Origin of the sequence: Pseudomonas sp. URMO17WK12:I6 (genome assembly GCF_003253625.1) — a bacterium.
Classification (GTDB): Bacteria; Pseudomonadota; Gammaproteobacteria; order Pseudomonadales; family Pseudomonadaceae; genus Aquipseudomonas.
Genome location: NZ_QKYZ01000001.1, coordinates 550,717 through 573,302, shown reverse-complemented (window position 1 = coordinate 573,302; position 22,586 = coordinate 550,717). Strand labels below are relative to the sequence as shown.

Annotated in this window: 20 protein-coding genes; 14 read left to right on the top strand and 6 right to left on the bottom strand. The window is 60.4% G+C overall.

Translation table 11 applies throughout. The annotated features are described in order from the left end of the window. Nucleotides 1-16: 16 nt before the first annotated feature. Nucleotides 17-1,465, bottom strand: coding sequence for a sodium:alanine symporter family protein (locus tag F475_RS02720; RefSeq protein ID WP_111453075.1), 1,449 nt, complete (start codon nucleotides 1,463-1,465; stop codon nucleotides 17-19). A 250-nt stretch (nucleotides 1,466-1,715) separates the two neighbouring features. Between F475_RS02720 and F475_RS30200 the strand changes: the two genes are divergently transcribed. Continuing rightward, complete coding sequence (locus F475_RS30200; protein ID WP_138866537.1) at nucleotides 1,716-1,898, top strand: hypothetical protein; 183 nt, start codon at nucleotides 1,716-1,718, stop codon at nucleotides 1,896-1,898. A gap of 56 nt (nucleotides 1,899-1,954) precedes the next feature. On the opposite strand, the gene aspA is transcribed toward F475_RS30200, so the two are convergent. Then, nucleotides 1,955-3,379 carry an aspartate ammonia-lyase gene (gene aspA / locus F475_RS02715; protein WP_007934488.1) on the bottom strand — a complete coding sequence of 475 codons (1,425 nt, stop codon included), beginning with the start codon at nucleotides 3,377-3,379 and terminating at the stop codon, nucleotides 1,955-1,957. A 180-nt stretch (nucleotides 3,380-3,559) separates the two neighbouring features. On the opposite strand from aspA, the gene F475_RS02710 reads away from it, so the two are divergent. The 5 genes from F475_RS02710 to F475_RS02690 all read left to right on the top strand — a co-directional run bounded on the left by F475_RS02710 (nucleotide 3,560) and on the right by F475_RS02690 (nucleotide 7,256). Further along, nucleotides 3,560-4,474: a LysR substrate-binding domain-containing protein gene (locus F475_RS02710; RefSeq protein ID WP_018927385.1), complete on the top strand. Its 915-nt coding sequence runs from the start codon at nucleotides 3,560-3,562 to the stop codon at nucleotides 4,472-4,474. 224 nt (nucleotides 4,475-4,698) lie between these two features. Continuing rightward, the gene (gene purE, locus F475_RS02705; protein WP_003196369.1) at nucleotides 4,699-5,190 is read left to right on the top strand and encodes a 5-(carboxyamino)imidazole ribonucleotide mutase; all 492 of its coding nucleotides are present in this window, start codon (nucleotides 4,699-4,701) and stop codon (nucleotides 5,188-5,190) included. An 11-nt stretch (nucleotides 5,191-5,201) separates the two neighbouring features. Next, nucleotides 5,202-6,284, top strand: a complete 1,083-nt coding sequence (locus F475_RS02700) for a 5-(carboxyamino)imidazole ribonucleotide synthase (protein ID WP_007934491.1) — start codon at nucleotides 5,202-5,204, stop codon at nucleotides 6,282-6,284. 101 nt (nucleotides 6,285-6,385) lie between these two features. Continuing rightward, complete coding sequence (locus F475_RS02695; protein WP_018927386.1) at nucleotides 6,386-6,631, top strand: GlsB/YeaQ/YmgE family stress response membrane protein; 246 nt, start codon at nucleotides 6,386-6,388, stop codon at nucleotides 6,629-6,631. 88 nt (nucleotides 6,632-6,719) lie between these two features. Beyond that, nucleotides 6,720-7,256: a DUF3299 domain-containing protein gene (locus F475_RS02690; RefSeq protein WP_026286519.1), complete on the top strand. Its 537-nt coding sequence runs from the start codon at nucleotides 6,720-6,722 to the stop codon at nucleotides 7,254-7,256. A gap of 47 nt (nucleotides 7,257-7,303) precedes the next feature. Here F475_RS02690 and F475_RS02685 read toward each other — a convergent pair whose 3' ends face one another. Beyond that, on the bottom strand, nucleotides 7,304-8,203 hold the full coding sequence (locus F475_RS02685) for a D-hexose-6-phosphate mutarotase (protein ID WP_111453074.1): 900 nt from the start codon (nucleotides 8,201-8,203) through the stop codon (nucleotides 7,304-7,306). A gap of 73 nt (nucleotides 8,204-8,276) precedes the next feature. Next, on the bottom strand, nucleotides 8,277-8,681 hold the full coding sequence (locus F475_RS02680) for an acyl-CoA thioesterase (protein WP_007896491.1): 405 nt from the start codon (nucleotides 8,679-8,681) through the stop codon (nucleotides 8,277-8,279). A gap of 365 nt (nucleotides 8,682-9,046) precedes the next feature. Here F475_RS02680 and F475_RS02675 point away from each other — a divergent pair, with 365 nt between their 5' ends. The 8 genes from F475_RS02675 (at nucleotide 9,047) to F475_RS02640 (ending at nucleotide 19,762) form a co-directional block, all read left to right on the top strand. Further along, on the top strand, nucleotides 9,047-10,345 hold the full coding sequence (locus tag F475_RS02675; RefSeq protein ID WP_111453073.1) for an MFS transporter: 1,299 nt from the start codon (nucleotides 9,047-9,049) through the stop codon (nucleotides 10,343-10,345). A 154-nt stretch (nucleotides 10,346-10,499) separates the two neighbouring features. Continuing rightward, complete coding sequence (locus F475_RS02670; RefSeq protein WP_018927390.1) at nucleotides 10,500-11,501, top strand: phosphate ABC transporter substrate-binding protein PstS; 1,002 nt, start codon at nucleotides 10,500-10,502, stop codon at nucleotides 11,499-11,501. Between the two features lie 461 nt (nucleotides 11,502-11,962). Continuing rightward, nucleotides 11,963-13,996 (top strand): ABC transporter permease subunit, encoded by a 2,034-nt coding sequence (locus tag F475_RS02665; RefSeq protein ID WP_172901218.1) that lies wholly within the window; start codon nucleotides 11,963-11,965, stop codon nucleotides 13,994-13,996. Between the two features lie 15 nt (nucleotides 13,997-14,011). Continuing rightward, complete coding sequence (pstA, locus tag F475_RS02660) at nucleotides 14,012-15,682, top strand: phosphate ABC transporter permease PstA (RefSeq protein WP_018927392.1); 1,671 nt, start codon at nucleotides 14,012-14,014, stop codon at nucleotides 15,680-15,682. Nucleotides 15,683-15,848: 166 nt separating this feature from the next. Further along, nucleotides 15,849-16,682 carry a phosphate ABC transporter ATP-binding protein PstB gene (gene pstB / locus F475_RS02655; protein WP_008150054.1) on the top strand — a complete coding sequence of 278 codons (834 nt, stop codon included), beginning with the start codon at nucleotides 15,849-15,851 and terminating at the stop codon, nucleotides 16,680-16,682. A gap of 71 nt (nucleotides 16,683-16,753) precedes the next feature. Beyond that, nucleotides 16,754-17,515, top strand: coding sequence for a phosphate signaling complex protein PhoU (phoU, locus tag F475_RS02650; RefSeq protein ID WP_007934507.1), 762 nt, complete (start codon nucleotides 16,754-16,756; stop codon nucleotides 17,513-17,515). Nucleotides 17,516-17,696: 181 nt separating this feature from the next. Next, nucleotides 17,697-18,641 (top strand): response regulator, encoded by a 945-nt coding sequence (locus F475_RS02645; protein ID WP_086945212.1) that lies wholly within the window; start codon nucleotides 17,697-17,699, stop codon nucleotides 18,639-18,641. A gap of 200 nt (nucleotides 18,642-18,841) precedes the next feature. Beyond that, nucleotides 18,842-19,762 carry a peptidoglycan DD-metalloendopeptidase family protein gene (locus tag F475_RS02640; protein WP_018927394.1) on the top strand — a complete coding sequence of 307 codons (921 nt, stop codon included), beginning with the start codon at nucleotides 18,842-18,844 and terminating at the stop codon, nucleotides 19,760-19,762. Nucleotides 19,763-19,828: 66 nt separating this feature from the next. Here F475_RS02640 and F475_RS02635 read toward each other — a convergent pair whose 3' ends face one another. After that, the gene (locus tag F475_RS02635) at nucleotides 19,829-21,169 is read right to left on the bottom strand and encodes a hemolysin family protein (protein WP_018927395.1); all 1,341 of its coding nucleotides are present in this window, start codon (nucleotides 21,167-21,169) and stop codon (nucleotides 19,829-19,831) included. Nucleotides 21,170-21,292: 123 nt separating this feature from the next. Next, complete coding sequence (gene phoR / locus F475_RS02630; RefSeq protein ID WP_218585017.1) at nucleotides 21,293-22,579, bottom strand: phosphate regulon sensor histidine kinase PhoR; 1,287 nt, start codon at nucleotides 22,577-22,579, stop codon at nucleotides 21,293-21,295. Between the last annotated feature and the right edge of the window lie 7 nt (nucleotides 22,580-22,586).

Sequence of the window (22,586 nt, the reverse complement as noted above, 5' to 3'; positions counted from 1 at the left end):
CCACCCGCCAGGGCGATCAGCGTTGCGTGGCAGGCGTGCCCTGGGCTGCGCCTTGCTCGCGTGGAGCCGATTGGCTTGGGCTGGTCGGCCAGGCCTTCAGGTCCAGGTCCAGATCGGTGAATTTGCTGGAGTCGAACACTGGCTGCTTGACGCCGGCGCGGCGCTGCTCGTCGTAGTCGCGCATCACGCGCAGGCCGACCTTGAACAACATGGCCAGGGCCATCAAGTTGACGAAGGCCAGGCAGGTCATGGTGATGTCGGCGAAGGCGAACACGGTCGAAAGGTCCTGCATCGAACCCCATACCACCAGCGCCAGAACCAGGCCGCGGAAAACCATCAGCACGGCGCGGTTGCGGCTGAGGAACTGCAGGCTGTTCTCGCCCAGGTAGTAGTTGTAGAGGATGCAGGTGAAGACGAACAGCGACAGCGCGACGCTGACGAACACGCGGCCCCAGTCACCGACCACGGCGGCCAGCGAGTTCTGGGTCAGGACAATGCCGTCACCTTCGAAGCCCGGGGTGTAGAAGCCCGACAGCAGGATCAGCAGCGCGGTGCAGGTGCAGATCACGAAGGTGTCGAGGAACACGCTGAAGGCCTGGACCACGCCCTGGGCGCCCGGGTGCTTCACGGCGGCCACGGCGGCGACGTTCGGCGCACTGCCCAGGCCTGCTTCGTTGGCGAACACGCCACGCTTCACGCCCATCACGATGGCGCTGCCGAGCAGGCCGCCGAAGGCTGGGTCGAGGCCGAAGGCGCTCTTGAAGATGGTTTCCAGCATGGCTGGCACGTGTTCGATCTGGGTGCCGATCACGTACAGGGTCACGCCGATATAGGCCAGGGTCTTGATCGGTACCAGCAGGTCGGACACCGCGGCGATGCGTTTGATGCCGCCGATGAAGGTGATGGCCAGCAGCACCGCCAGGACGATACCGGTGTGGCGTGGGTCGAAGGCAAAGGCGTTCTGCAGCGAGTGGGTCACGGTGTAGGACTGCAGGCCGATGAAGGCGAAGCCGTAGGTGACCAGCAGCAGGATGGAGAACACCACCGCCATGCCTTTCAGCTTCAGGCCGTGCTGGATGTAGTAGGCCGGGCCCCCACGATACAGGCCGTCGCCTTCGGCGCGCTTGTAGACCTGGGCCAGGGTGCATTCGAAGAAGCTGCTGGACATGCCCACCAGTGCGGTGACCCACATCCAGAACACGGCGCCCGGGCCGCCGAGGGTCACGGCGATGCCGACACCGGCGATGTTACCGGCGCCGACGCGGCCGGCGAGGCTCAGCATCAGGGCCTGGAACGAGCTCAGCTGGCCTGCCTGGCCGTGAAGGGACTCTTTGAAGACACTGAACATGTGGCCGAAATGGCGGAACTGGACGAAACGCGAGCGGATCGTGAAGTAGCTACCGAGCCCGACAATGAGCGCGATCAGTACTTTCCCTGAGAGGAAGTCGTTGATGACTTCGAGCATGGATTATTCCTCGCTATTTTTTGTGTGTGCGAATACTGGGTGGTCGACACATCGCGTTACACCAGGTTGTGCGTGGCACAACAGGTGGGTCGAAGGTTCGTCCCTGTTCCATTTCGCGGGTTGTTATTAGTTCGGCTTTCGCATGGGCTTGGGTCTCGTTATCGACGACCGCTCACGCGAAGAGGGCCGGCACTATACATAGGAGAGTGCCATCCGTCTGCACAGTTGTGGTGCAATCGACGAAACGAAAGTGCTGCAAAATCAAAAAATCGCAGCCTTCGGCAGCCTCTACGGGTCTCTGTCAAACCCTGTAGAAGCTGTCGAAGGCTGCGATCTTGGCGGCACTGAAAACATTCAACATGTTCGTAAAATCCGCAAAGTGTTGGAAAAAAAAGGGCTTGAGGGAGTAAATCCCCAAGCCCTCAAAAGGTGAGAGGTGTCTAGTCCCTCGACCTGGTGAGCGTGCTCTTCAAAAGAGCCTGCGTTTGGTTAAGCCTTCAAAGGCACCAGACGCGGAGCAATCATGTTTTCCGGGCGCAGGATGTCGGCGAGCATTTCTTCGTCGAGCAAGCGTTCCTCGCGCACCAGTTCCAGCACGCCGCGGCCGCTTTCGAGGGCAACACGGGCAATGCGGGTGGCGTTTTCATAGCCGATGTACGGGTTCAGCGCGGTGACCAGGCCAATCGAGTGTTCGACCAGTTCACGGCAACGCTCTTCGTTGGCGGTGATGCCGACGATGCAGTGCTCGCGCAGCATGTCCATGGCACGTTGCAGCAGGCGGATCGAGTCGAAGATCTTGAAGGCGATCAGCGGCTCCATCACGTTCAGCTGCAGCTGGCCGCCTTCGGCCGCGATGGTCAGGGCCAGGTCGTTGCCGATGATCTGGAACGCCACCTGGTTCACGGCTTCAGGGATAACCGGGTTGACCTTGCCTGGCATGATCGAGCTGCCTGGCTGACGCGCCGGCAGGTTGATTTCGTTGATGCCGGTGCGTGGGCCGCTGGACAGCAGACGCAGGTCGTTGCAGATCTTCGACAGCTTGACCGCGGTACGCTTGAGCATGCCGGAGAACAGCACGAAGGCGCCCATGTCGGAGGTGGCTTCGATCAGGTCGGCGGCTGGCACCAGCGGTTGACCGCTGATCAGGGCCAGACGCTGAACGGCCAGGGCCTGGTAACGCGGGTCGGCGTTGATGCCGGTACCGATCGCGGTGCCGCCCAGGTTCACTTCGGTCAGCAGTTCAGGCGCCAGGGATTTGAGGCGTGCCAGGTCTTCGCTCAGGGTGGTGGCGAAGGCGCGGAATTCCTGGCCGAGGGTCATCGGCACGGCGTCTTGCAGCTGGGTACGGCCCATCTTCAGGACGTGGCTGAACTCTTCACCTTTGGCGGCGAACGACTGGATCAGGCTGTCGAGGCTGGCCAGCAGCGCGTCGTGACCCAACAGCAGACCCAGGCGGATAGCCGTCGGGTAGGCGTCGTTGGTCGACTGCGCCATGTTCACGTCGTTGTTCGGGTGCAGGTACTGGTATTCGCCCTTGCTGTGGCCCATGGCCTCCAGCGCGATGTTGGCGATGACTTCGTTGGCATTCATGTTGGTTGAAGTGCCAGCGCCGCCTTGAATCATGTCCACCACGAATTCTTCGTGGAAATCGCCGCGGATCAATCGGGCACAGGCTTCGCTGATGGCAGCGTGCTTGGCTTCGCTCAGGTGACCCAGCTCGCGGTTGGCGTCAGCGGCGGCCTGTTTGACCATCGCCAGACCAACAACCAGTTTTGGGTAATGCGAAATCGGAACGCCGGAGAGACGGAAGTTGTTTACCGCTCGCAGGGTCTGGATGCCGTAATACGCTTGAGCAGGTACTTCGAGTACGCCAAGCAGGTCTTTTTCTGTGCGGAAAGATGCAGCGGAGGACATGATAGAAATCATCTCGATATGGACCCGGTCTGTGCCGGAATAGCGCAAATGCTAGGCTTGAGAAGAATTTTGGGCCAATGCTGTTAAACACTGGGCTATGCACATTCGGCATAATGTCGGTGTGACGCCGCGTACGTGGCGAACGTGTGACCTAAATTGGTGCATGTCCGGGAGGGCGTGATGAATCTGGAAAGCAAATGGCTGGAGGACTTTAGTGCTCTGGCTGCCACCCGCAGCTTCTCCCAGGCGGCCGAAAGACGCTTCGTGACTCAGCCCGCCTTCAGTCGGCGGATCCGCAGCCTCGAAGCCGCGCTGGGGCTGACCCTGGTCAATCGCTCTCGCACCCCGGTCGAGCTGACGGCAGCGGGGCAGTTGTTTCTCGTGACCGCGCGAACCGTGGTCGAACAGTTGGGTGAAGTGTTACGTCATCTTCATCACCTGGAAGGCGGGCAGGGCGAGGTGATCCAGGTCGCCGCCGCCCACTCCCTGGCACTGGGTTTCTTTCCACGCTGGATCGCACAATTGCGCAACGAAGGGCTGAACATTGCCACGCGGCTGGTGGCCACCAACGTCGGCGATGCGGTGCATGCGCTGCGTGAAGGCGGGTGTGATCTGATGCTGGCGTTCTATGATCCGGACTCCGCGATGCAAATGGACCCGGAAATTTTCCCGTCACTGCATCTGGGAGACACTGAAATGCTCCCGGTGTGCGCCGCGGATGCTGACGGCAAACCGTTGTTCGACCTGGAAGGCGAGACCAGCGTGCCTTTGCTGGCCTACAGCGCCGGGGCATTTCTCGGGCGCTCGGTGAACATGCTGTTGCGCCAGCGTGCCCTGAGGTTCACCACTATTTACGAGACCGCCATGGCCGACAGCCTGAAAAGCATGGCGCTGGAAGGCCTGGGCATCGCCTGGGTGCCGCGCTTGAGCGCGCGCGCCGAATTGGCTCGCGGCGAGTTGGTCATCTGCGGTGGCCCGCAATGGCATGTGCCGCTGGAGATTCGGCTGTATCGCTGCGCGTTGGTGCGCAAGGCGAATGTTCGGTTGCTCTGGCGCAAGCTGGAAGGCGGCACAGCGCCAAACCCTGCGGGTTAATGATTTTTTGTAGGCGTCGGGCTGACCCTGAAGTCAATAAAACCGGTACTTTGCGCCGTATGACAGATGGTCGTATGGGGGGCTGTTTATCTGCTTCATTGAGGTATACTGCGCGGCCTTCGGCCGGTTTGACTGGCCATAATTCGTACAATCAAGCCACGCATTTTGCGTGGCTTGTTGTTTTTTGACGCGCCTGCGGGCGCCCAGAGAGAAGAGGCACGACGATGAGCGCACTGGTTGGCGTGATCATGGGCTCCAAGTCCGATTGGTCCACCCTTAGCCACACCGCCGATATGCTGGAAAAGCTCGGCATCCCTTACGAGGTGAAAGTGGTCTCTGCCCACCGCACCCCGGACCTGCTGTTCCAGTATGCCGAAGAGGCTGAGGCCCGTGGCATCGAGGTGATCATCGCCGGTGCCGGTGGCGCGGCCCACCTGCCTGGCATGTGTGCGGCCAAAACCCACCTGCCGGTGCTGGGCGTGCCGGTGCAGTCGTCGATGCTCTCGGGCGTCGATTCGCTGCTTTCTATCGTGCAGATGCCAGCCGGCATTCCGGTCGCCACCCTGGCCATCGGCAAGGCCGGTGCGATCAACGCAGCCCTGCTCTCGGCGAGCATCCTGGGCGCCAAGCATCCGCAGTTTCATACCGTGCTGAAAAAATTCCGCGCTGAGCAGACAGACAGCGTCCTGGACAATCCAGACCCACGCATCGCCTGAGGTTGTTGACGATGAAGATCGGTGTAATCGGTGGCGGCCAGTTGGGTCGCATGTTGGCGCTGGCGGGCACTCCGCTGGGCATGAACTTCGCTTTCCTCGACCCTGCGCCGGACGCCTGTGCCGCTGCGCTGGGTGAACATCTGCGGGCCGATTACGGCGATCAGGATCACCTGCGTCAGTTGGCCGATGAAGTCGATCTGGTGACCTTCGAGTTCGAAAGCGTCCCGGCCGAAACCGTGGCCTTCCTGTCGCAATTCGTTCCGGTGTACCCGAGCGCCGAAGCGCTGCGCATTGCCCGCGATCGCTGGTTCGAGAAGAGCATGTTCAAGGACCTGGGAATTCCAACTCCCGCGTTCGCCGACATCCAGTCCCAGGCTGACCTGGACGCCGCCGTGGCTTCCATCGGCCTGCCGGCCGTGCTGAAAACCCGCACCCTGGGTTACGACGGCAAGGGTCAGAAAGTCCTGCGCAAGCCTGAAGATGTGGTCGGCACCTTCGCCGAACTGGGCAGCGTCGCCTGCTTGCTGGAAGGCTTCGTGCCGTTCACTGGCGAAGTCTCGCTGATCGCCGTGCGCGCTCGCGATGGCGAAACCAAGTTCTACCCGCTGGTGCACAACACCCACGACAGCGGCATCCTCAAGCTGTCCGTGGCCAGCACCGACCACCCGTTGCAAGCGTTGGCTGAAGACTACTCCAGCCGGGTACTCAAGCAGCTGGACTACGTCGGCGTGATGGCGTTCGAGTTCTTCGAAGTCGACGGTGGCCTCAAGGCCAACGAGATCGCCCCGCGTGTGCACAACTCCGGGCACTGGACCACCGAAGGTGCCGAGTGCAGTCAGTTCGAAAACCACCTGCGGGCCGTTGCCGGTCTGCCGCTGGGTTCGACGGCCAAGGTCGGCGAGAGCGCGATGCTCAACTTCATCGGCAAAGTCCCGGACACCGAGAAAGTCCTGGCCATCGCCGATTGCCATCTGCATCACTACGGCAAGGCCTTCAAGGTCGGCCGCAAGGTCGGTCACGCCAACCTGCGTTGTGCTGACCGTGCGACGCTTGCCGCGCAGATCCTCAAGGTCGAAGCGCTGATTGCCGAATAGTTTCATGTGGCGGCGGCGGAACCTTCCGAGGCCGCCGTTCTCTGATGGCAGGATGCCAAAGTCTGGCTAGGCTTTAGCCAATTCAATCAGAGGGAAATGCCATGGGAATTATCGGAACCATCTTTATCGGCTTGATCGTCGGCCTGCTGGCTCGGTTTCTGAAACCGGGCGATGACAGCATGGGCTGGATCATGACCATCCTGCTCGGTATCGGCGGTTCGCTGGCGGCCACTTACGGCGGCCAGGCCCTGGGCATCTACCATGCGGGTCAGGGCGCAGGGTTCATCGGTGCGCTGGTGGGCGCGGTGATATTGCTGGTGGTCTACGGCCTGATCAAAAAGAACTGATTCAAGCGACAAAGCCCTCTCTGCGCCAACACCGGAGAGGGCTAGAATGCTTGGCGTTATACCGTCCTTTCCTTTGCCGAGCACCTTCATGCGCCGTCTTCTGTTGACTCTTCTCTTCCTGGGCAGTGGTTTGGCCCATGCCGGCGAACTGCCGGAAACCGACTGGCTCGAACTGATGCCCAAGTCGGACCAGAAGGCCCTCGAGGCCATGCCCGAAATCGATCACAACTCACCGGAAGCCAATGGCACCTTTACCCAAAAAGGTGGCATGAAGCAGAGCAAGGGCTTGCCGGCGGTGATGTATTCGACCAAGACCGTGCCGTCGATGAACGACAAGCACATCCGCATCGGCGGTTATCCGGTACCGCTGGAATCCGATGCGAAGGGCCGCAGCACGTTGTTCTTCCTCGTGCCGTACCCGGGCGCTTGTATCCACGTGCCACCGCCGCCGCCTAACCAACTGGTGCTGGTGCGTTATCCCAAAGGCCTGAAGCTGAATGACATCTACACACCGCTGTGGGTGACCGGCACGCTGAAGATCGAGAAGGTCAGCAACGACCTGGCGGATGCGGCGTATGCGCTGGATGCGGCGCAGGTGCGGGTGGTCAAGGAGTCGGATTTGTAGGTTTTTAAATGTGGGAGCAAGCCTGCTCCCACATTTATTGTGTGGTGTTAAAGCGGTTTGCTGGCGATGCTCACGCCCAGGGTATGGCTAGCCCCCGGCGCCAGCGTCACCACATCATCCATCACATTTGCCGTTTCAATGCACAACATGCGCTGCCAGCCATCGTCAGCCATGTCGCTGAACGCGGCCGCACGGTCGATCCACGGGTTCCAGATCACCGCCGAGCGCGAACCGTTGCTGGTCAGTTCAATGCATCGCTCCCAATGCGGGTCAACGATGCTCAAAGTCGGCGGGGTATTCAGATAGATGCGGTCGGTCTCACCGGTAAAACGCAGATCACCGGTCTGAGCGACGGTTTTCCAGTCGTCCAGCGTCTCGATGTAACTCAAGCCATCCAGCCCTTCAACGTGCACGTTGCGCACATCGCTGACTGCGAAATAGCTGTGCAGCGCCTGGCTGATCGTGACGGGTTCAGCGCCCTTGTTGTCGCTCGTCAGGCTGATATGCAACTGTTTATCCAGACGAATGCTCAGTTTCAAGTCCACCTGATGCGGCCAGCCTGGCAGTCCGCCTTCAGGGTAGGGCAGGACGAATTCCACCTTCAGGCTTTCGCCCTCGGTTTCGATGCTGCCCAGTTCCCAGTCCATCGCTCGCACCAGCCCGTGAGCGGTCGGCGGCTCCTGGCTGATGCGCATGGCCTGGACACTCTGCGGGTTGCGCGACAGATTGCCGAACCACGGCCAGCACACCGGCACACCGGCACGAATAGCTTTGCCGGTCTTGAACACCGCCTCGTCGTTGAGCCAGATCAGCGGCGGTTGGCCGGCCAATTGATAACTGAGGATGTGCGCGCCTTGCTGGGCCACCAGCAATTCGGCCTGACCGTGGCGGATGCGCCAGCAGTTCAGTTCATCCAGTTTCACGGCTTCGACGGTGGGCGTGCTCATGGGGCGACTCTCAATCAGGAACAATGACTGCTATGGACCGCAAAACGGTCACCGCGTTTAACGAGCGCCTTGTTTAACGAGCTCTGGGCGGAACCGAACGAGTGCGGCCGCTGCCGTCGATGGCGACGAACACAAACACGGCTTCGGTCACTTTACGCCACTCGCTGGACAGTGGATCGTCGCTCCAGACTTCAACCATCATCTGAATCGAGCTGCGACCGATTTCCAGGGCCTGGGTATAGAAGGAGAGCTGAGCGCCCACCGCCACCGGCACCAGAAACGCCATGCGATCGATCGCAACGGTGGCCACGCGACCACCGGCAACCTTGCTGGCCATTGCGGTGCCAGCCAAATCCATCTGCGCCACCAGCCAGCCGCCGAAAATATCGCCAAAGCCGTTGGTTTCACGCGGAAGCGCGGTAATTTGCAGGGCCAGGTCGCCTTGCGGGATTGGATCTTCTTGTTCGAGCTCTATCATGCCGGGGGTGCCTCTGACCCGTGACTCTCATTGGTACTTCAGGTGAATAGCCGTCTCAAGGAAAAACGATTCAGCCCCGAACATACTACGTTCGTCACGTTTTTCGTAAGGCGCCTAAAGGGAAACTCTGCGAAATCGGCTGACGGGTGCCAACGACGGTTTCGCACAGCAACCCCTTACAAACCGTTGCAACGTTGTGAGTATATCGGTCGATAGACTTCGAGACGACCGTCCGGTTCTCATTTCGACCGTCAAATACGCACCTCTATGTGCTTTTTCGAACAATTTGCTATCGTGCCGAACCTGCCCAAGCCTCCGCCAGCGTTGTTGAGGTTGCAGATCTGACTATAAGAGAAGCCCTTGCCATGACCACAGCGCCCTCGAGCATCGCGCAACCAGCCCAACCTGCACGTCCGCTGACCCGCAACGACTACAAGACATTGTCGCTGTCTGCCCTGGGCGGTGCGCTGGAGTTTTACGACTTCATCATCTTTGTGTTCTTCGCCACAGTGGTCGGCAAACTGTTCTTCCCCGCCGACATGCCCGAGTGGCTGCGCCTGATGCAGACGTTCGGCATTTTCGCCGCCGGTTACCTGGCCAGGCCGCTGGGCGGCATCGTCATGGCGCACTTCGGTGACCTGCTGGGACGCAAGAAGATGTTCACCCTGAGCATTTTCATGATGGCGGTGCCGACCCTGATCATGGGCTTGCTGCCGACTTATGCGCAGATAGGCATGTGGGCGCCGATCCTGTTGCTGCTGATGCGGGTGATCCAGGGCGCAGCGATTGGCGGAGAAGTGCCGGGAGCCTGGGTATTCGTTTCCGAACACGTACCGCAACGGCATATCGGTTATGCCTGCGGCACGCTGACCAGCGGTCTGACTGCCGGCATTCTTTTGGGCTCGTTGGTCGCCACGGCAATCAACAGCCTCTATACGCCGGTGGAAGTGGCCGATTACGCCTGGCGGATCCCGTTCCTGCTGGGCGGCGTGTTTGGCCTGTTCTCGGTCTACCTGCGCCGCTGGCTGCACGAAACCCCGGTGTTTGCCGAACTGCAATTGCGTAAAGCCCTGGCCGAAGAAGTGCCGCTGCGCGCTGTGCTGCGTGACCATCGCGGTGCGATTCTGATTTCCATGCTGCTGACCTGGTTGCTGTCCGCCGGGATCATCGTGGTCATCCTCATGACGCCGACTGTATTGCAGACCGTTTACCACTTCCCGCCGACTACCGCGTTGCAGGCCAACAGCCTGGCCATCGTGTTCCTGAGCCTGGGCTGTGTGGCCTCCGGTGCACTGGCTGACCGTTTTGGCGCCGGGCGGGTGTTCGTGTTCGGTAGCGCGTTGCTGCTGCTGACCTCGTGGACCTTCTATCACAGCCTGTTCAATCATCCCGACTGGCTGTTCCCGATGTATGCCCTGACCGGTTTGCTGGTCGGCACCATCGGTGCAGTGCCGTATGTGATGGTCAAAGCCTTCCCGGCGGTGGTGCGCTTCAGCGGCCTGTCGTTCTCCTACAACCTGGCCTACGCCATCTTCGGCGGCCTGACCCCGATGGTCGTCACCCTGCTGCTCAAGGAAAGCCCGATGGGGCCGGCGTATTACGTAGCGATCATTTGTGGTGTCGGGGTTCTGGTGGGCGGGTATCTCTGGAAGAAGGGGCGCTAACCTTGTAACCGATCATTCCCACGCAGAGCGTGGGAACGATCTATCGCTAGATGCTGGCCTTTCATCCAATTGTCATATTTCAGCCATAGAGTGTTCACACGGCCTGCTGATACTTGGCCCCGACTTAACACACCCTATCTGCTAGGAGTAAGGCATGAAACTGAAGCGTTTGATGGCGGCAATGACTTTTGTCGCTGCTGGCGTTGCGACTGCCAACGCGGTTGCCGCTGTTGACCCTGCTATCCCGAGCTACACCAAGACCACTGGTGTGTCGGGCAACCTGTCCAGCGTCGGCTCCGATACCCTGGCCAACCTCATGACCCTGTGGGCTGAGAACTACAAAAAAGAATACCCGAACGTAAACATCCAGATTCAGGCCGCTGGCTCTGCCACCGCGCCACCTGCGCTGACTGAAGGCACCTCCAACCTGGGCCCGATGAGCCGCAAGATGAAGGACACCGAACTGGCGGCCTTCGAGCAGAAGTACGGCTACAAGCCAACCGCTATCCCGGTGGCCGTGGACGCCCTGGCGGTCTTCGTACACAAAGACAACCCGATCCAGCACCTGACCATGGAACAAGTCGACGCGATCTTCTCCTCGACTCGTCTGTGCGGCGCCAAAGCTGATGTGAAAACCTGGGGCGACCTGGGTGTGACCGGCGACCTGGCCAACAAGCCAGTACAACTGTTCGGCCGTAACTCGGTATCCGGCACTTATGGCTACTTCAAAGAAGAAGCCCTGTGCAAAGGCGACTACAAGCCAAACGTTAACGAACAACCAGGTTCGGCTTCGGTCGTGCAGTCGATCAGCTCCTCGCTGAACGGCATCGGTTACTCGGGCATCGGCTACAAGACCGCCAGCGTGAAGACCGTGGCCCTGGCCAAGAAAGGCAGCACTGACTTCATCGAAGACAGCGAAGAAAACGCCCTGAACGGTAAATACCCGCTGTCGCGTTTCCTCTACGTATATGTCAACAAGGCCCCTAACAAGCCTCTGGCCCCGCTGGAAGCCGAGTTCGTGAAACTGGTTCTGTCCAAGCAGGGCCAGGAAGTTGTAGTGAAAGACGGCTACATCCCACTGCCAGCCAAGGTTGCTGCAAAAGCTCTGGCTGACCTGGGTCTGGCGGAAGGCGGCGCTGAAGTCGCAAAAAAGTAAAACCCTAGGTCCGGGGTAAACCCGGACCTGCAGGAGCGAAGCTTGCCCGCGAAGGAATCGCCGCATCGCTCGCTCCTGCAAAGGCTCAGGGTTGCCACGCTGGCAACCCGGCCCCCCAAATTTCCGATCCACTGCCAGTTTCCACTGGCGGCGGATTTGTTGCGTCACTGCATTGTCATCTTTCTGTCATACAGGATCGCTAGGGTGTGCGCATGAATGATCTGGCCAATTCCACCATGACTACAAATCCCCCCAAGCGAATTGACTTCAATACGCCTGAGCTGCACCGCAAGCGCCGTATTCGTGCGCTGAAAGATCGCCTGACCCGTTGGTATGTGCTTGTCGGCGGCCTCGCCGTCCTGGGCGCGATCACCCTGATCTTCTTCTTCCTCGGTTATGTTGTCGCGCCGCTGTTCCAGGGGGCTGATCTGACCGCCAAAGACGCCATCACGCCCGCCTGGATGCAAGACGCCGGCAAGCCGCTGATGATCTCCCTTGAAGAACAGAACCAGGTGGCCATGCGGGTTTCCGACAAGGGCCAGGCGCTATTCTTTGATATCGATAGCGGCGCCGAACTGCGTCGTGTCGACCTGCCGATCCCGGCCGGTACCAGCGTGACCTCCATCGGTGAAGATCAACCCGGCCATCCATTGGTCGCAGTGGGGTTGTCCAACGGTCAGGTGCTGGTGTTCCGTCACACCTATAAAGTCAGCTACCCGGACGGCAAGAAAACCATCTCGCCGGCCATCGAATACCCGTACGGCGAAACGCCAATCGTGCTGAACGAGGCGGGCGGCGCTCTGGAGCACGTCAGCCTCAATGCCACCGATTCGACCCTGCTGCTGGCTGGCTCCACTGGTGCGCAACTGCATGTCATGTCGCTGACCAGCGAAGAAAACATGATGACCGGCGAAGTCACCAACGAGCAGAAACGTATCGACCTGCCGCAAATGACCGAGCCGGTGAAGAACATCTTCGTCGACCCGCGTCAGCAGTGGCTGTACGTGGTCAACGGTCGTGCTCAGGCTGACGTTTTCAGCCTGCGCGACAAGAGTCTCAACGGTCGCTACAAATTGCTCGAAGACGGCGATGCCGAGATTACCGCCAGCACCCAGCTGGTGGGTGGTATCTCACTGATCCTCGGCGACTCCAAGGGCGGTCTCGCCCAGTGGTTCATGGCTCGCGATCACGATGGCGAACTGCGCCTGAAGCAAATCCGCACCTTCCAGATGGGCGCTGCGCCGATTGTTGAAATCACCGCCGAAGAACGTCGAAAAGGCTTCGTTGCCCTTGATGCGTCCGGCAAGCTCGGCGTGTTCCACAGCACCGCGCACCGCACTTTGCTGGTGGATCAGGTGGTCGACGGCCAAGGCCTGTTCGGCCTGTCGCCACGGGCCAACCGCGTGATCGTGGAGCAGGGCGGCAAGCTGCAACCGTTGCTGCTCGACAACCCGCACCCGGAAGTTTCCTGGAGCGCGTTGTGGAGCAAAGTCTGGTACGAGAACTACGACGAGCCTAAATACGTCTGGCAATCGACCGCCGCCAACACCGACTTCGAACCCAAGCTGAGCCTCTCGCCGCTGACCTTCGGTACCCTGAAAGCCGCGTTCTACGCCATGCTGCTGGCCGCGCCCCTGGCCGTCGCCGCAGCGATCTACACCGCGTACTTCATGGCCCCGGGCATGCGTCGCAAGGTCAAGCCGGTGATCGAACTGATGGAGGCGATGCCGACGGTGATCCTCGGCTTCTTCGCCGGCCTGTTCCTCGCACCGTATGTAGAAGGGCATTTGCCGGGCATCTTCAGCCTGCTGATGCTCCTGCCGATCGGCATTCTGGTGGCAGGTTTCGTCTTCAGTCGCCTGCCTGAGTCAATCCGCCTGAAAGTGCCGGACGGCTGGGAAAGCGCGATCCTGATTCCGGTGATTCTGTTCGTGGGCTGGCTGTCGCTGTACATGAGCCCGTACATGGAAGCCTGGTTCTTCGGCGGTGACATGCGTATGTGGATCTCCCACGACCTGGGCATCACCTACGACCAGCGCAACGCTCTGGTGGTCGGCCTGGCCATGGGCTTTGCAGTCATCCCGAACATCTACTCGATCGCCGAAGACGCCGTGTTCAGCGTGCCGCGCGGCCTGACCCTCGGTTCCCTGGCCCTTGGCGCCACGCCGTGGCAGACCATGACTCGCGTGGTGATCCTCACCGCCAGCCCGGGCATCTTCTCGGCGCTGATGATCGGCATGGGCCGCGCGGTCGGTGAAACCATGATCGTGCTGATGGCCACCGGTAACACCCCGGTCATGGAAATGAACCTGTTCGAAGGCCTGCGCACACTGGCAGCCAACGTCGCGGTGGAAATGCCCGAATCGGAAGTCGGCGGCAGCCACTACCGCGTGCTGTTCCTCTCGGCGCTGGTGCTGCTGTTGTTCACCTTCATCATGAACACCCTCGCGGAACTGATTCGTCAGCGTCTGCGCAAGAAATACTCGTCGCTTTAACAAAGGTAGAAGTCTGTGAAACAGAACTCCCTGAATGGATGGTTCAAGAGCGGCGCCCCCGGCGTCTGGATCAGCGGCGGCGCGGTGTCCATTGCGGTCATCATGACCATTGGCCTGCTGGCGGTCATTGCCGTGCGCGGTCTGGGGCACTTCTGGCCGGCGGACCTGATCCACGCCAATTACGACGTGCCGGGCCAGGCCAACCACCTGGTCATCGGCGAAGTGGTGCAGAAGGAAGAAGTGCCACGCGAGCGCCTGAAAACCGCTGGCCTGCCGGTGCCCGATCAGGGCCCGGAGTTCATGACCCGCGAGCTGATCAAGGTCGGCAACCGCGATCTGAACGGCACGGACTTCACCTGGATTGTCGGCGAGTGGCTGACCAACCAGAAAACCCCGCCAGAGCTGATGACCATCGAGCGTCGCGAGTGGGGCAACTTCTACGGCTACCTGGTCAACGTCAAAGAGGACGGCAAGGTCGTCGCTGAAGGCGAAGCCGCATGGCCTGAGTTGCAGGCCCGTGTCGATCGCGTCAACCAGTTGGCTGGGCAGCTCAAGAGCCTGGAAAAAACCGACATCGGCGCGATCAACGCCGGTCTCGAACGTGTTCGTCTGCACGGTCGCAAGCTGGAATTGGCCGGCCGTCTCGACGCTACCGCACAGGCGGACCTGGAGTCTGAGCGTGCCGAGCTGAATGCCCGTTATCAGGAAATCGAAGCGCGTCTGAACGACCTGCACAAGCAGTTCAACCGTGACAGCCTGACGGCTCGTGACGCGAACGGTAAAGAGGTCGAGATCGGTATCGGCAAAGTGGTTCACGCCTATCAGCCGAACGCCATGAGCACCTTTACCAAGGTTGGCTTCTACTTCAGCAAGGTCTGGGAATTCCTCAGTGATGACCCGCGCGAAGCCAACACCGAAGGCGGGATCTTCCCGGCGATTTTCGGCACCGTGATGATGACCCTGATCATGGCGATGATCGTCACTCCGTTCGGTGTGCTGGCGGCGGTCTACCTGCGTGAATACGCCAAGCAGAACACCCTGACCCGAGTGATCCGTATTGCGGTGAACAACCTGGCGGGCGTACCGGCGATCGTTTACGGCGTGTTCGGCCTGGGCTTCTTCGTTTATGTGCTGGGCGGCTCGATCGACCGGTTGTTCTTCCCCGAAGCCTTGCCGGCGCCGACCTTCGGTACGCCGGGTCTGTTGTGGGCTTCGTTGACCTTGGCCCTGCTGGCTGTGCCGGTGGTGATCGTGGCCACCGAAGAAGGCCTGGCGCGGATTCCTCGCACCGTGCGCGAAGGCTCGTTGGCCCTCGGTGCGACCAAGGCCGAGACCTTGTGGAAGATCGTGCTGCCGATGGCCAGCCCGGCAATGATGACCGGCATGATCCTCGCCGTGGCCCGCGCCGCCGGTGAAGTGGCGCCGCTGATGCTGGTGGGTGTAGTGAAACTGGCGCCGTCGCTGCCGCTGGATGGCAACTACCCGTACCTGCACCTGGACCAGAAGATCATGCACCTGGGCTTCCACATTTATGACGTCGGCTTCCAGAGCCCGAACGTAGAAGCCGCGCGGCCGCTGGTGTATGCCACGGCGCTGCTGCTGGTGCTGGTGATCGCGACATTGAACCTGTCGGCCGTTTATATCCGTAACCACCTGCGCGAGAAGTACAAGGCGCTGGATAGCTGATCAACACCGAACTGTAGGAGCCGGCTTGCTGGCGAAGGCATCACCGCGGTGAGCCTGCGGGACCGAGTTGCCTGCATCGCCAGCAAGCCGGCTCCTACAAAGAATTGCGTAACCGCGGGCCTGGCCTGCGGCCCCGAACCGAATTTGTTAGCACAGGGAGCCTCCCATGCAGCACGAAGCACACACTCACGGCATCAACATGTCGGCCCTGGGCCGCGACAAACAGAGCCTGAGTCTCGAGCAGGAAACCGTGGCCATTGAAGTGCCGGGGTTGAGCCTGTTCTACGGCGACAAACAAGCGCTGTATGACGTCAGCATGAACATCCCGAAACAGCGCGTGACCGCCTTCATCGGCCCGTCCGGCTGTGGCAAGTCCACGCTGTTGCGCACTTTCAACCGCATGAACGACCTGGTGGATGGCTGCCGCGTCGAAGGCGCGATCAACCTCTACGGCAACAACATCTACCGCAAGGGCGAGGACGTGGCCGAGCTGCGTCGTCGCGTCGGCATGGTGTTCCAGAAGCCCAACCCGTTCCCGAAAACCATCTATGAAAACGTGGTTTACGGCTTGCGCATCCAGGGCATCAACAAAAAGCGCATCCTCGACGAAGCCGTCGAGTGGGCGTTGAAAGGCGCGGCGCTGTGGGATGAAGTCAAGGATCGTCTGCACGAGTCGGCACTCGGTCTGTCCGGTGGTCAGCAGCAACGTCTGGTGATTGCCCGCACCATCGCCGTGGAGCCGGAAGTGCTGCTGCTCGACGAACCGTGCTCGGCACTCGACCCGATCTCCACGCTGAAAGTCGAAGAGCTGATCTACGAACTGAAATCCAAGTTCACCATTGTTATCGTGACCCACAACATGCAACAGGCCGCGCGGGTTTCCGACTACACGGCGTTCATGTATATGGGCAAACTGGTGGAGTTCGGCGACACCGACACCCTGTTCACCAATCCGGCGAAGAAGCAGACCGAAGACTACATCACCGGTCGTTACGGCTAGGAAGCTGTTGTTGCTCACTGAACTGACGCTGCGGCCCACCGCACCTTACCGGACGCTCCAAGGACGCCAACATGATTAGTAAAGAAGGCCTTACCCATCACATCTCCCAGCAGTTCAACGCTGAGCTCGAGGAAGTGCGCAGCCACCTCCTGGCCATGGGCGGGCTGGTCGAGAAGCAGGTCAACGACGCGGTCACCGCGCTGATCGAGGCCGATTCCGGCCTGGCCCAGCAAGTGCGCGAGGTCGACGACCAGATCAACCAGATGGAACGCAACATCGACGAAGAATGCCTGCGCATTCTGGCCCGTCGTCAGCCGGCGGCGTCGGACTTGCGTCTGATCATCAGCATCTCCAAATCGGTGATCGACCTCGAGCGTATCGGCGACGAAGCCACCAAGATCGCCCGTCGCGCCATTCAGTTGTGTGAAGAAGGCGAAGCGCCGCGCGGTTATGTCGAGGTTCGCCACATCGGCGACCAGGTGCGCAACATGGTTCGCGATGCCCTGGACGCATTTGCCCGTTTCGACGCCGACCTGGCGCTGTCGGTGGCGCAGTACGACAAGATCATCGACCGCGAATACAAGACCGCGCTGCGCGAACTCGCCACCTACATGATGGAAGATCCACGCTCTATCTCGCGTGTCTTGAGCATTATCTGGGTGCTGCGTTCCCTTGAGCGAATCGGCGACCACGCGCGCAATATCTCGGAACTGGTGATTTACCTGGTGCGCGGCACCGACGTGCGTCACCTGGGCCTCAAGCGCATGAAGGAAGAAGTGGAAGGCACAAGTGCCGAAACCGCTAATGTTCCGGACAAAGCTGACGATAAGTAAGGTTGCCCAAGAAAAAGCGCCCGGCCTCTTGGCCGGGCGTTTTTGTTTGTGTGGCTTTTGAACTGAAAAGCCGAATTGAAAAGCAGCACCCGCGAACGAAAAGTCCCGGCGTGACTGAAGAGTTTTGGCAAAGTGCCATCAGCCAGCGTTATGCTTGCCGGGATTTTTAAAGGGGTGTTGGATGAGCAAGATCAGTGTGTTGGTCGTGGACGATGCGTCGTTCATTCGTGACCTGGTAAAAAAGTGCCTGCGCAACTACTTCCCGGGGATCCGGACCGAAGATGCAGTCAACGGTAAAAAGGCCCAGGCCATGCTGGCCAAGGAAGCGTTCGACCTGGTTCTGTGCGACTGGGAAATGCCGGAAATGTCCGGTCTGGAGTTGCTGACCTGGTGCCGTGAGCAGGACAACCTCAAGACCATGCCGTTCGTGATGGTGACCAGCCGTGGCGATAAAGAAAACGTGGTCCAGGCGATCCAGGCCGGGGTTTCCGGCTACGTCAGCAAGCCATTCACCAACGAGCAGCTGTTGACCAAGGTCAAGCAGGCCCTGAACAAGGTTGGCAAGCTCGATACCTTGATGAATAGCGCGCCGACCAAAATGAACTCGGCGTTCGGCAACGATTCCCTGAGCGCATTGACCGGTGGCAAAGCGGCGGTAGTCGCACCCTCGGCTGCAGCGGTCAACCCGTTTGCCAAACCTGCCGCCGCCGCGCCAGCCCCGGCTGCGGCGCCGTCTCGCGGCCTGCTCAACAATCCACCGGTCAAGGCGCCTGCCTCCGCATCAGCTGGCGGTCGTGGCCAAGGCCAACTGCGCCTGTCGAGCGGCACACAGCAATGCGTGATCAAGGCCTTGAGCATCAAGGAAGCGCTGCTGGTGGTGAAACGCACCGACACCTTGCCGCAAGTCCTCGACAACGCCGTACTCGACCTGGAGCAGGGCGACAATGCCGAAACTGCCCGTCTTAACGGCTACTTGCACGCCATCGTCGCCCACGAGCCGAAGCCGGACAGCGAGTGGCTGCAACTGACGTTCCGCTTTGTCGACCAGGATGCACAGAAGCTCGACTACATCTCCCGCCTGATCGCCCGTGGCACCGCGCAGAAGCACTTCGTACCGGGTGCGTAACGTGTACCGCTGATCGTTCCCACGCGCTGCGTGGGAATACCTCCCCGGACGCTCCGCGTCCGCTTCGGATGGGACGCAGAGCGTCCCTTGCTGTATTCCCAGGCAGAGCGTGGGAATGATCATTTGAAACATCTGTCGACTACGCAGGTCCATTTCTGCTGCTAGGCTCCTTCCCAGGCCTACTCAACAGAATTTTGCCCATGCTCGCGCGCCTGCTGTTTTTCTGTGGTCTTTTCATGGCCTCCACCTCGGCTGTGGCCATGACGATCTATAAGTCCACTGATGCCAGTGGCGTGGTCTCTTACAGCGACCGCCCCACCAAAGGCGCGAAGGTGTTCGTTTTTCGCGACCGAATGGTCGAACACCTTGAGCGGCAGGTGTACCTCGACATCAAGAGGCTGAATGGCATGGACAGCGTGTTCGTGCGCAACGACCTGTATGCGCCGGTCGAGATCGAGCTGAGTTTCGACCGGTTGCAGAACGTCAGCGGAGCGCCGAGCCGACCGATCCGGCGGGTGATGCCGGCGCGCAGTAACCTTCGTCTGGCCCTGCTCACGCCGACGAAGGCTGGAAGGCCGATCGTGTATAACCCAAGGTTCGCATATTTCCTGGGCGACCCCTCAGGGGCTGCCATGGCCTATCGATATCCGTTGCCCTGGCGTGGCGGTCCGTTTCGGCTGACCCAGGGCCCCAATGGCCAATATAGCCACTACGGACCGAAGAACCGTTACGCGATGGATATCGCCATGCCCGAAGGCACGCCGATCATCGCGGCGCGCGGCGGGGTGGTGGTGAAAACCGAGAATGGCCAGACCGGGCGCGGCAACGATCCATCGGGCAATTTCGTGCGGGTGTTGCACGATGACGGGACGATGGGCGTGTACCTGCACCTCAAGAAAGGTTCAGTCTGCGTACGGGAAGGTCAGCGGGTAGTGGTGGGCAGTGCACTGGCGCTGTCGGGCAACACCGGCAACAGCAGCGGCCCGCACCTGCACTTCGTGGTGCAGCGCAATACCGGGTTGGGTCTGGTGTCCATTCCGTACCAGTTCAATCAACCGGTGGGGGCGTTGCCCAACTTTGCGTTGGGCAGTAGGAGCCGGCTTGCTGGCGATGAACGATAACGCGGTATAACAGAGACACCGCAGCGCTCCTGATCGCCAGCAAGCCGGCTCCTACAAGGGCGTGGCTCAGTCCAGCATCAACACCTTGGCCAATATGATCTTCGGCCCTTTCATCTTTTTGATGATGATCCGCAAACCTTCGACTTCCAGCACTTCTTCCTCTTCCGGCACCCGTTTCAGGGTTTCGTAGACCAGCCCGGCGAGGGTTTCGGCTTCGATGTGGTCCAGGTCGATGCCCAGCAGGCGTTCCACCTTGAACAGCGGCGTATCGCCCCGCACCAGCAGCTTGCCCGGCTGATACGCGAGGATCCCGCGTTCAGCCTTGCGGTGTTCGTCCTGAATGTCGCCCACCAGCACTTCCAGCACGTCTTCCATGGTCAGGTAGCCGATGATGTTGCCGTCGGCTTCCTCGACCAAGGCGAAGTGCGAGCCGCCCTTGCGGAACTGCTCCAGCAGTTGCGACAGCGGCATGTGACGCGATACGCGCTCCAGTGGTCGGGTCAGTTCGGCGAGGTTGAACGACTCGGGAATGTGATCAAGGGCGGCCAGTTCCAGCAGCAGATCCTTGATGTGCAGCAGGCCGACGAACTCCTTGCGCTCGCTGTCGTACACCGGGTAGCGGCTGAACTTGTGGCGACGGAACAACGCCAGGATTTCCTTGAGCGGAGCGTTGAACTCGAGGGTGACCAGGTCTTCCCGGGAGTTGGCCCAGTCGACCACTTCCAGCTCGCCCATTTCCACCGCCGAGGCCAGTACGCGCATGCCTTGGTCGCTTGGGTCCTGGCCACGGCTGGAGTGCAGGATCAGTTTCAGTTCTTCGCGGCTGTAATGGTGCTCGTGGTGCGGGCCGGGCTCACCTTGCCCGGCGATGCGCAGGATCTGGTTGGCGCTGGCGTTGAGCAGGTAGATGGCCGGGTACATGGCCCAGTAGAACAAGTACAGCGGCACCGCCGTCCACAGCGACAGCAACTCGGGTTTGCGGATGGCCCAGGATTTTGGTGCCAGCTCACCGACCACGATGTGCAGGTACGAAATGATGAAGAACGCCGTGAAGAACGAAACCGCCTTGACCACTTCAGCGGAATCTACACCAACGGCACTCAGCACAGGCTCCAGGAGGTGCGCGAACGCCGGTTCGCCGACCCAGCCCAGACCCAGAGAAGCGAGGGTGATACCCAGTTGGCACGCTGACAGGTAAGCATCGAGCTGACTGTGTACGGTGCGCAGGATGTGCCCGCGCCAGCCGTGCTGTTCAGCGATGGCTTCGACCCGGGTCGAGCGCAGTTTGACCATGGCAAACTCTGCCGCAACGAAAAAGCCGTTGAGCAAAACCAGGATCAGAGCAAAAAGAATCATGCCGAAGTCGGCGAATATTGTTGCGAGGGTCAAGCCAGGGGAAGGGTCCATGATGGAGTTTTGCGGGTTCCGTGTATTCAAAAAAGGGGGAAATGCAGTGCCTGAAGGGCAGGCACAAGTCAGCCAATGTAGCGGCTGACTGATCGATTGCCTAGTGGCGAGTGCTAGTCGGTATCAGTCCGCGGCGCTGATCACGCGGGATTTGGTGACCTGGGCCGGCGCGAAATGGCAGGTAAACGTGCTGCCATGCCCCGGCACACTGCTGATTTCCATGCGTGCCCGGTGGCGCAGCAACACGTGCTTGACGATGGCCAGCCCCAGCCCGGTGCCGCCGGTGTTGGAATTGCGGCTGGAATCGACGCGATAGAAGCGTTCGGTCAGGCGCGGCAGGTGTTTGCTGTCGATGCCGATTCCCGAATCCTGCACGCTCAGGTGTGCACCTTGCTCGTCACCCCACCAGCGAATGCGGATATTGCCTTCGGCCGGGGTGTATTTCACCGCGTTGAACACCAGATTGGAAAACGCACTGCGCAGTTCGGCTTCACTGCCCTTGAGCAGAATCGTCGGGTCGGCTTCCAGGGTGATGCGCTGATTTTTCTGACCCGACAGCTGTTGGGCGTCGCTCTTGATCGATTGCAGCAGGCTATCGATGGACACTGGTTGGTTGTCCGATGGGTAATCGGTGGCTTCCAGTTTGGCCAGCAGCAGCAAATCGTTAAGCAAGGTCTGCATGCGCCCGCCTTGCTGCTGCATTTGCTGCAGGGCACGGGTCCAGCGCGGATTCACGTCCTCGACGTTATCGAGCAGGGTTTCCAGGTAGCCGCAAATCACCGTCAGGGGCGTGCGTAGTTCGTGGGACACGTTGGCGATGAAGTCTTTGCGCATCTGCTCCAGCTGATGGATACGCGTCACGTCGCGCACCAGCATCAAGTGCTCGTTGTTGCCGTAGCGGGTGATGTACAGCTGAATGCGCAGGCGATCATTGATCGGCGACGGAATCTCCAATGGTTCGGCGTAGTTGTCCTGCTCGAAGTATTCCTTGAAACGCGGATGGCGCACCAGGTTGGTCACCGGCTGGCCGCTGTCCTGAGGAGTCTTGAGGCCGAGCAGGGTTTCGGCGGCGCGGTTCCACCACTCAAGGTTGCCGTCGCTGTCGAGCATGATCACTGCGTCTTTCAGCGCGGCAGTGGATTCCTGGACCCGGTCGATCACCGCTTGCAAGCGCCCGCGTACCCGTTGGTCGCGGCGTTGCAGGTGATAGATGCTGTCGAACACTTCGCCCCACAGGCCATAGCCGTCGGGCGGTGCTTCATCGGGTTGGTGCAGGCGCAGCCATTCGTGCAGGCGCAGCAGCTGTTTGAGGGTCCAGGCCAGGTAAACCCCCAGGCCCACGGCGAGACTCCAGCCGTAGTAGCCGGAAATCAGGCCGATCACCAGGCAGGCGGTGACCAGCAACAGCATGTGGCGA

Coding starts and splice junctions, on each gene's coding strand:
- F475_RS02720 (WP_111453075.1), bottom strand. CDS start 1,465: ATGCTCGAAGTCATCAACGACTTCCTCTCAGGGAAAGTACTGATCGCG.
- aspA (WP_007934488.1), bottom strand. CDS start 3,379: ATGTCCTCCGCTGCATCTTTCCGCACAGAAAAAGACCTGCTTGGCGTA.
- F475_RS02710 (WP_018927385.1), top strand. CDS start 3,560: ATGAATCTGGAAAGCAAATGGCTGGAGGACTTTAGTGCTCTGGCTGCC.
- purE (WP_003196369.1), top strand. CDS start 4,699: ATGAGCGCACTGGTTGGCGTGATCATGGGCTCCAAGTCCGATTGGTCC.
- F475_RS02700 (WP_007934491.1), top strand. CDS start 5,202: ATGAAGATCGGTGTAATCGGTGGCGGCCAGTTGGGTCGCATGTTGGCG.
- F475_RS02695 (WP_018927386.1), top strand. CDS start 6,386: ATGGGAATTATCGGAACCATCTTTATCGGCTTGATCGTCGGCCTGCTG.
- F475_RS02690 (WP_026286519.1), top strand. CDS start 6,720: ATGCGCCGTCTTCTGTTGACTCTTCTCTTCCTGGGCAGTGGTTTGGCC.
- F475_RS02685 (WP_111453074.1), bottom strand. CDS start 8,203: ATGAGCACGCCCACCGTCGAAGCCGTGAAACTGGATGAACTGAACTGC.
- F475_RS02680 (WP_007896491.1), bottom strand. CDS start 8,681: ATGATAGAGCTCGAACAAGAAGATCCAATCCCGCAAGGCGACCTGGCC.
- F475_RS02675 (WP_111453073.1), top strand. CDS start 9,047: ATGACCACAGCGCCCTCGAGCATCGCGCAACCAGCCCAACCTGCACGT.
- F475_RS02670 (WP_018927390.1), top strand. CDS start 10,500: ATGAAACTGAAGCGTTTGATGGCGGCAATGACTTTTGTCGCTGCTGGC.
- F475_RS02665 (WP_172901218.1), top strand. CDS start 11,963: ATGCAAGACGCCGGCAAGCCGCTGATGATCTCCCTTGAAGAACAGAAC.
- pstB (WP_008150054.1), top strand. CDS start 15,849: ATGCAGCACGAAGCACACACTCACGGCATCAACATGTCGGCCCTGGGC.
- phoU (WP_007934507.1), top strand. CDS start 16,754: ATGATTAGTAAAGAAGGCCTTACCCATCACATCTCCCAGCAGTTCAAC.
- F475_RS02645 (WP_086945212.1), top strand. CDS start 17,697: ATGAGCAAGATCAGTGTGTTGGTCGTGGACGATGCGTCGTTCATTCGT.
- F475_RS02640 (WP_018927394.1), top strand. CDS start 18,842: ATGCTCGCGCGCCTGCTGTTTTTCTGTGGTCTTTTCATGGCCTCCACC.
- F475_RS02635 (WP_018927395.1), bottom strand. CDS start 21,169: ATGGACCCTTCCCCTGGCTTGACCCTCGCAACAATATTCGCCGACTTC.
- phoR (WP_218585017.1), bottom strand. CDS start 22,579: ATGCTGTTGCTGGTCACCGCCTGCCTGGTGATCGGCCTGATTTCCGGC.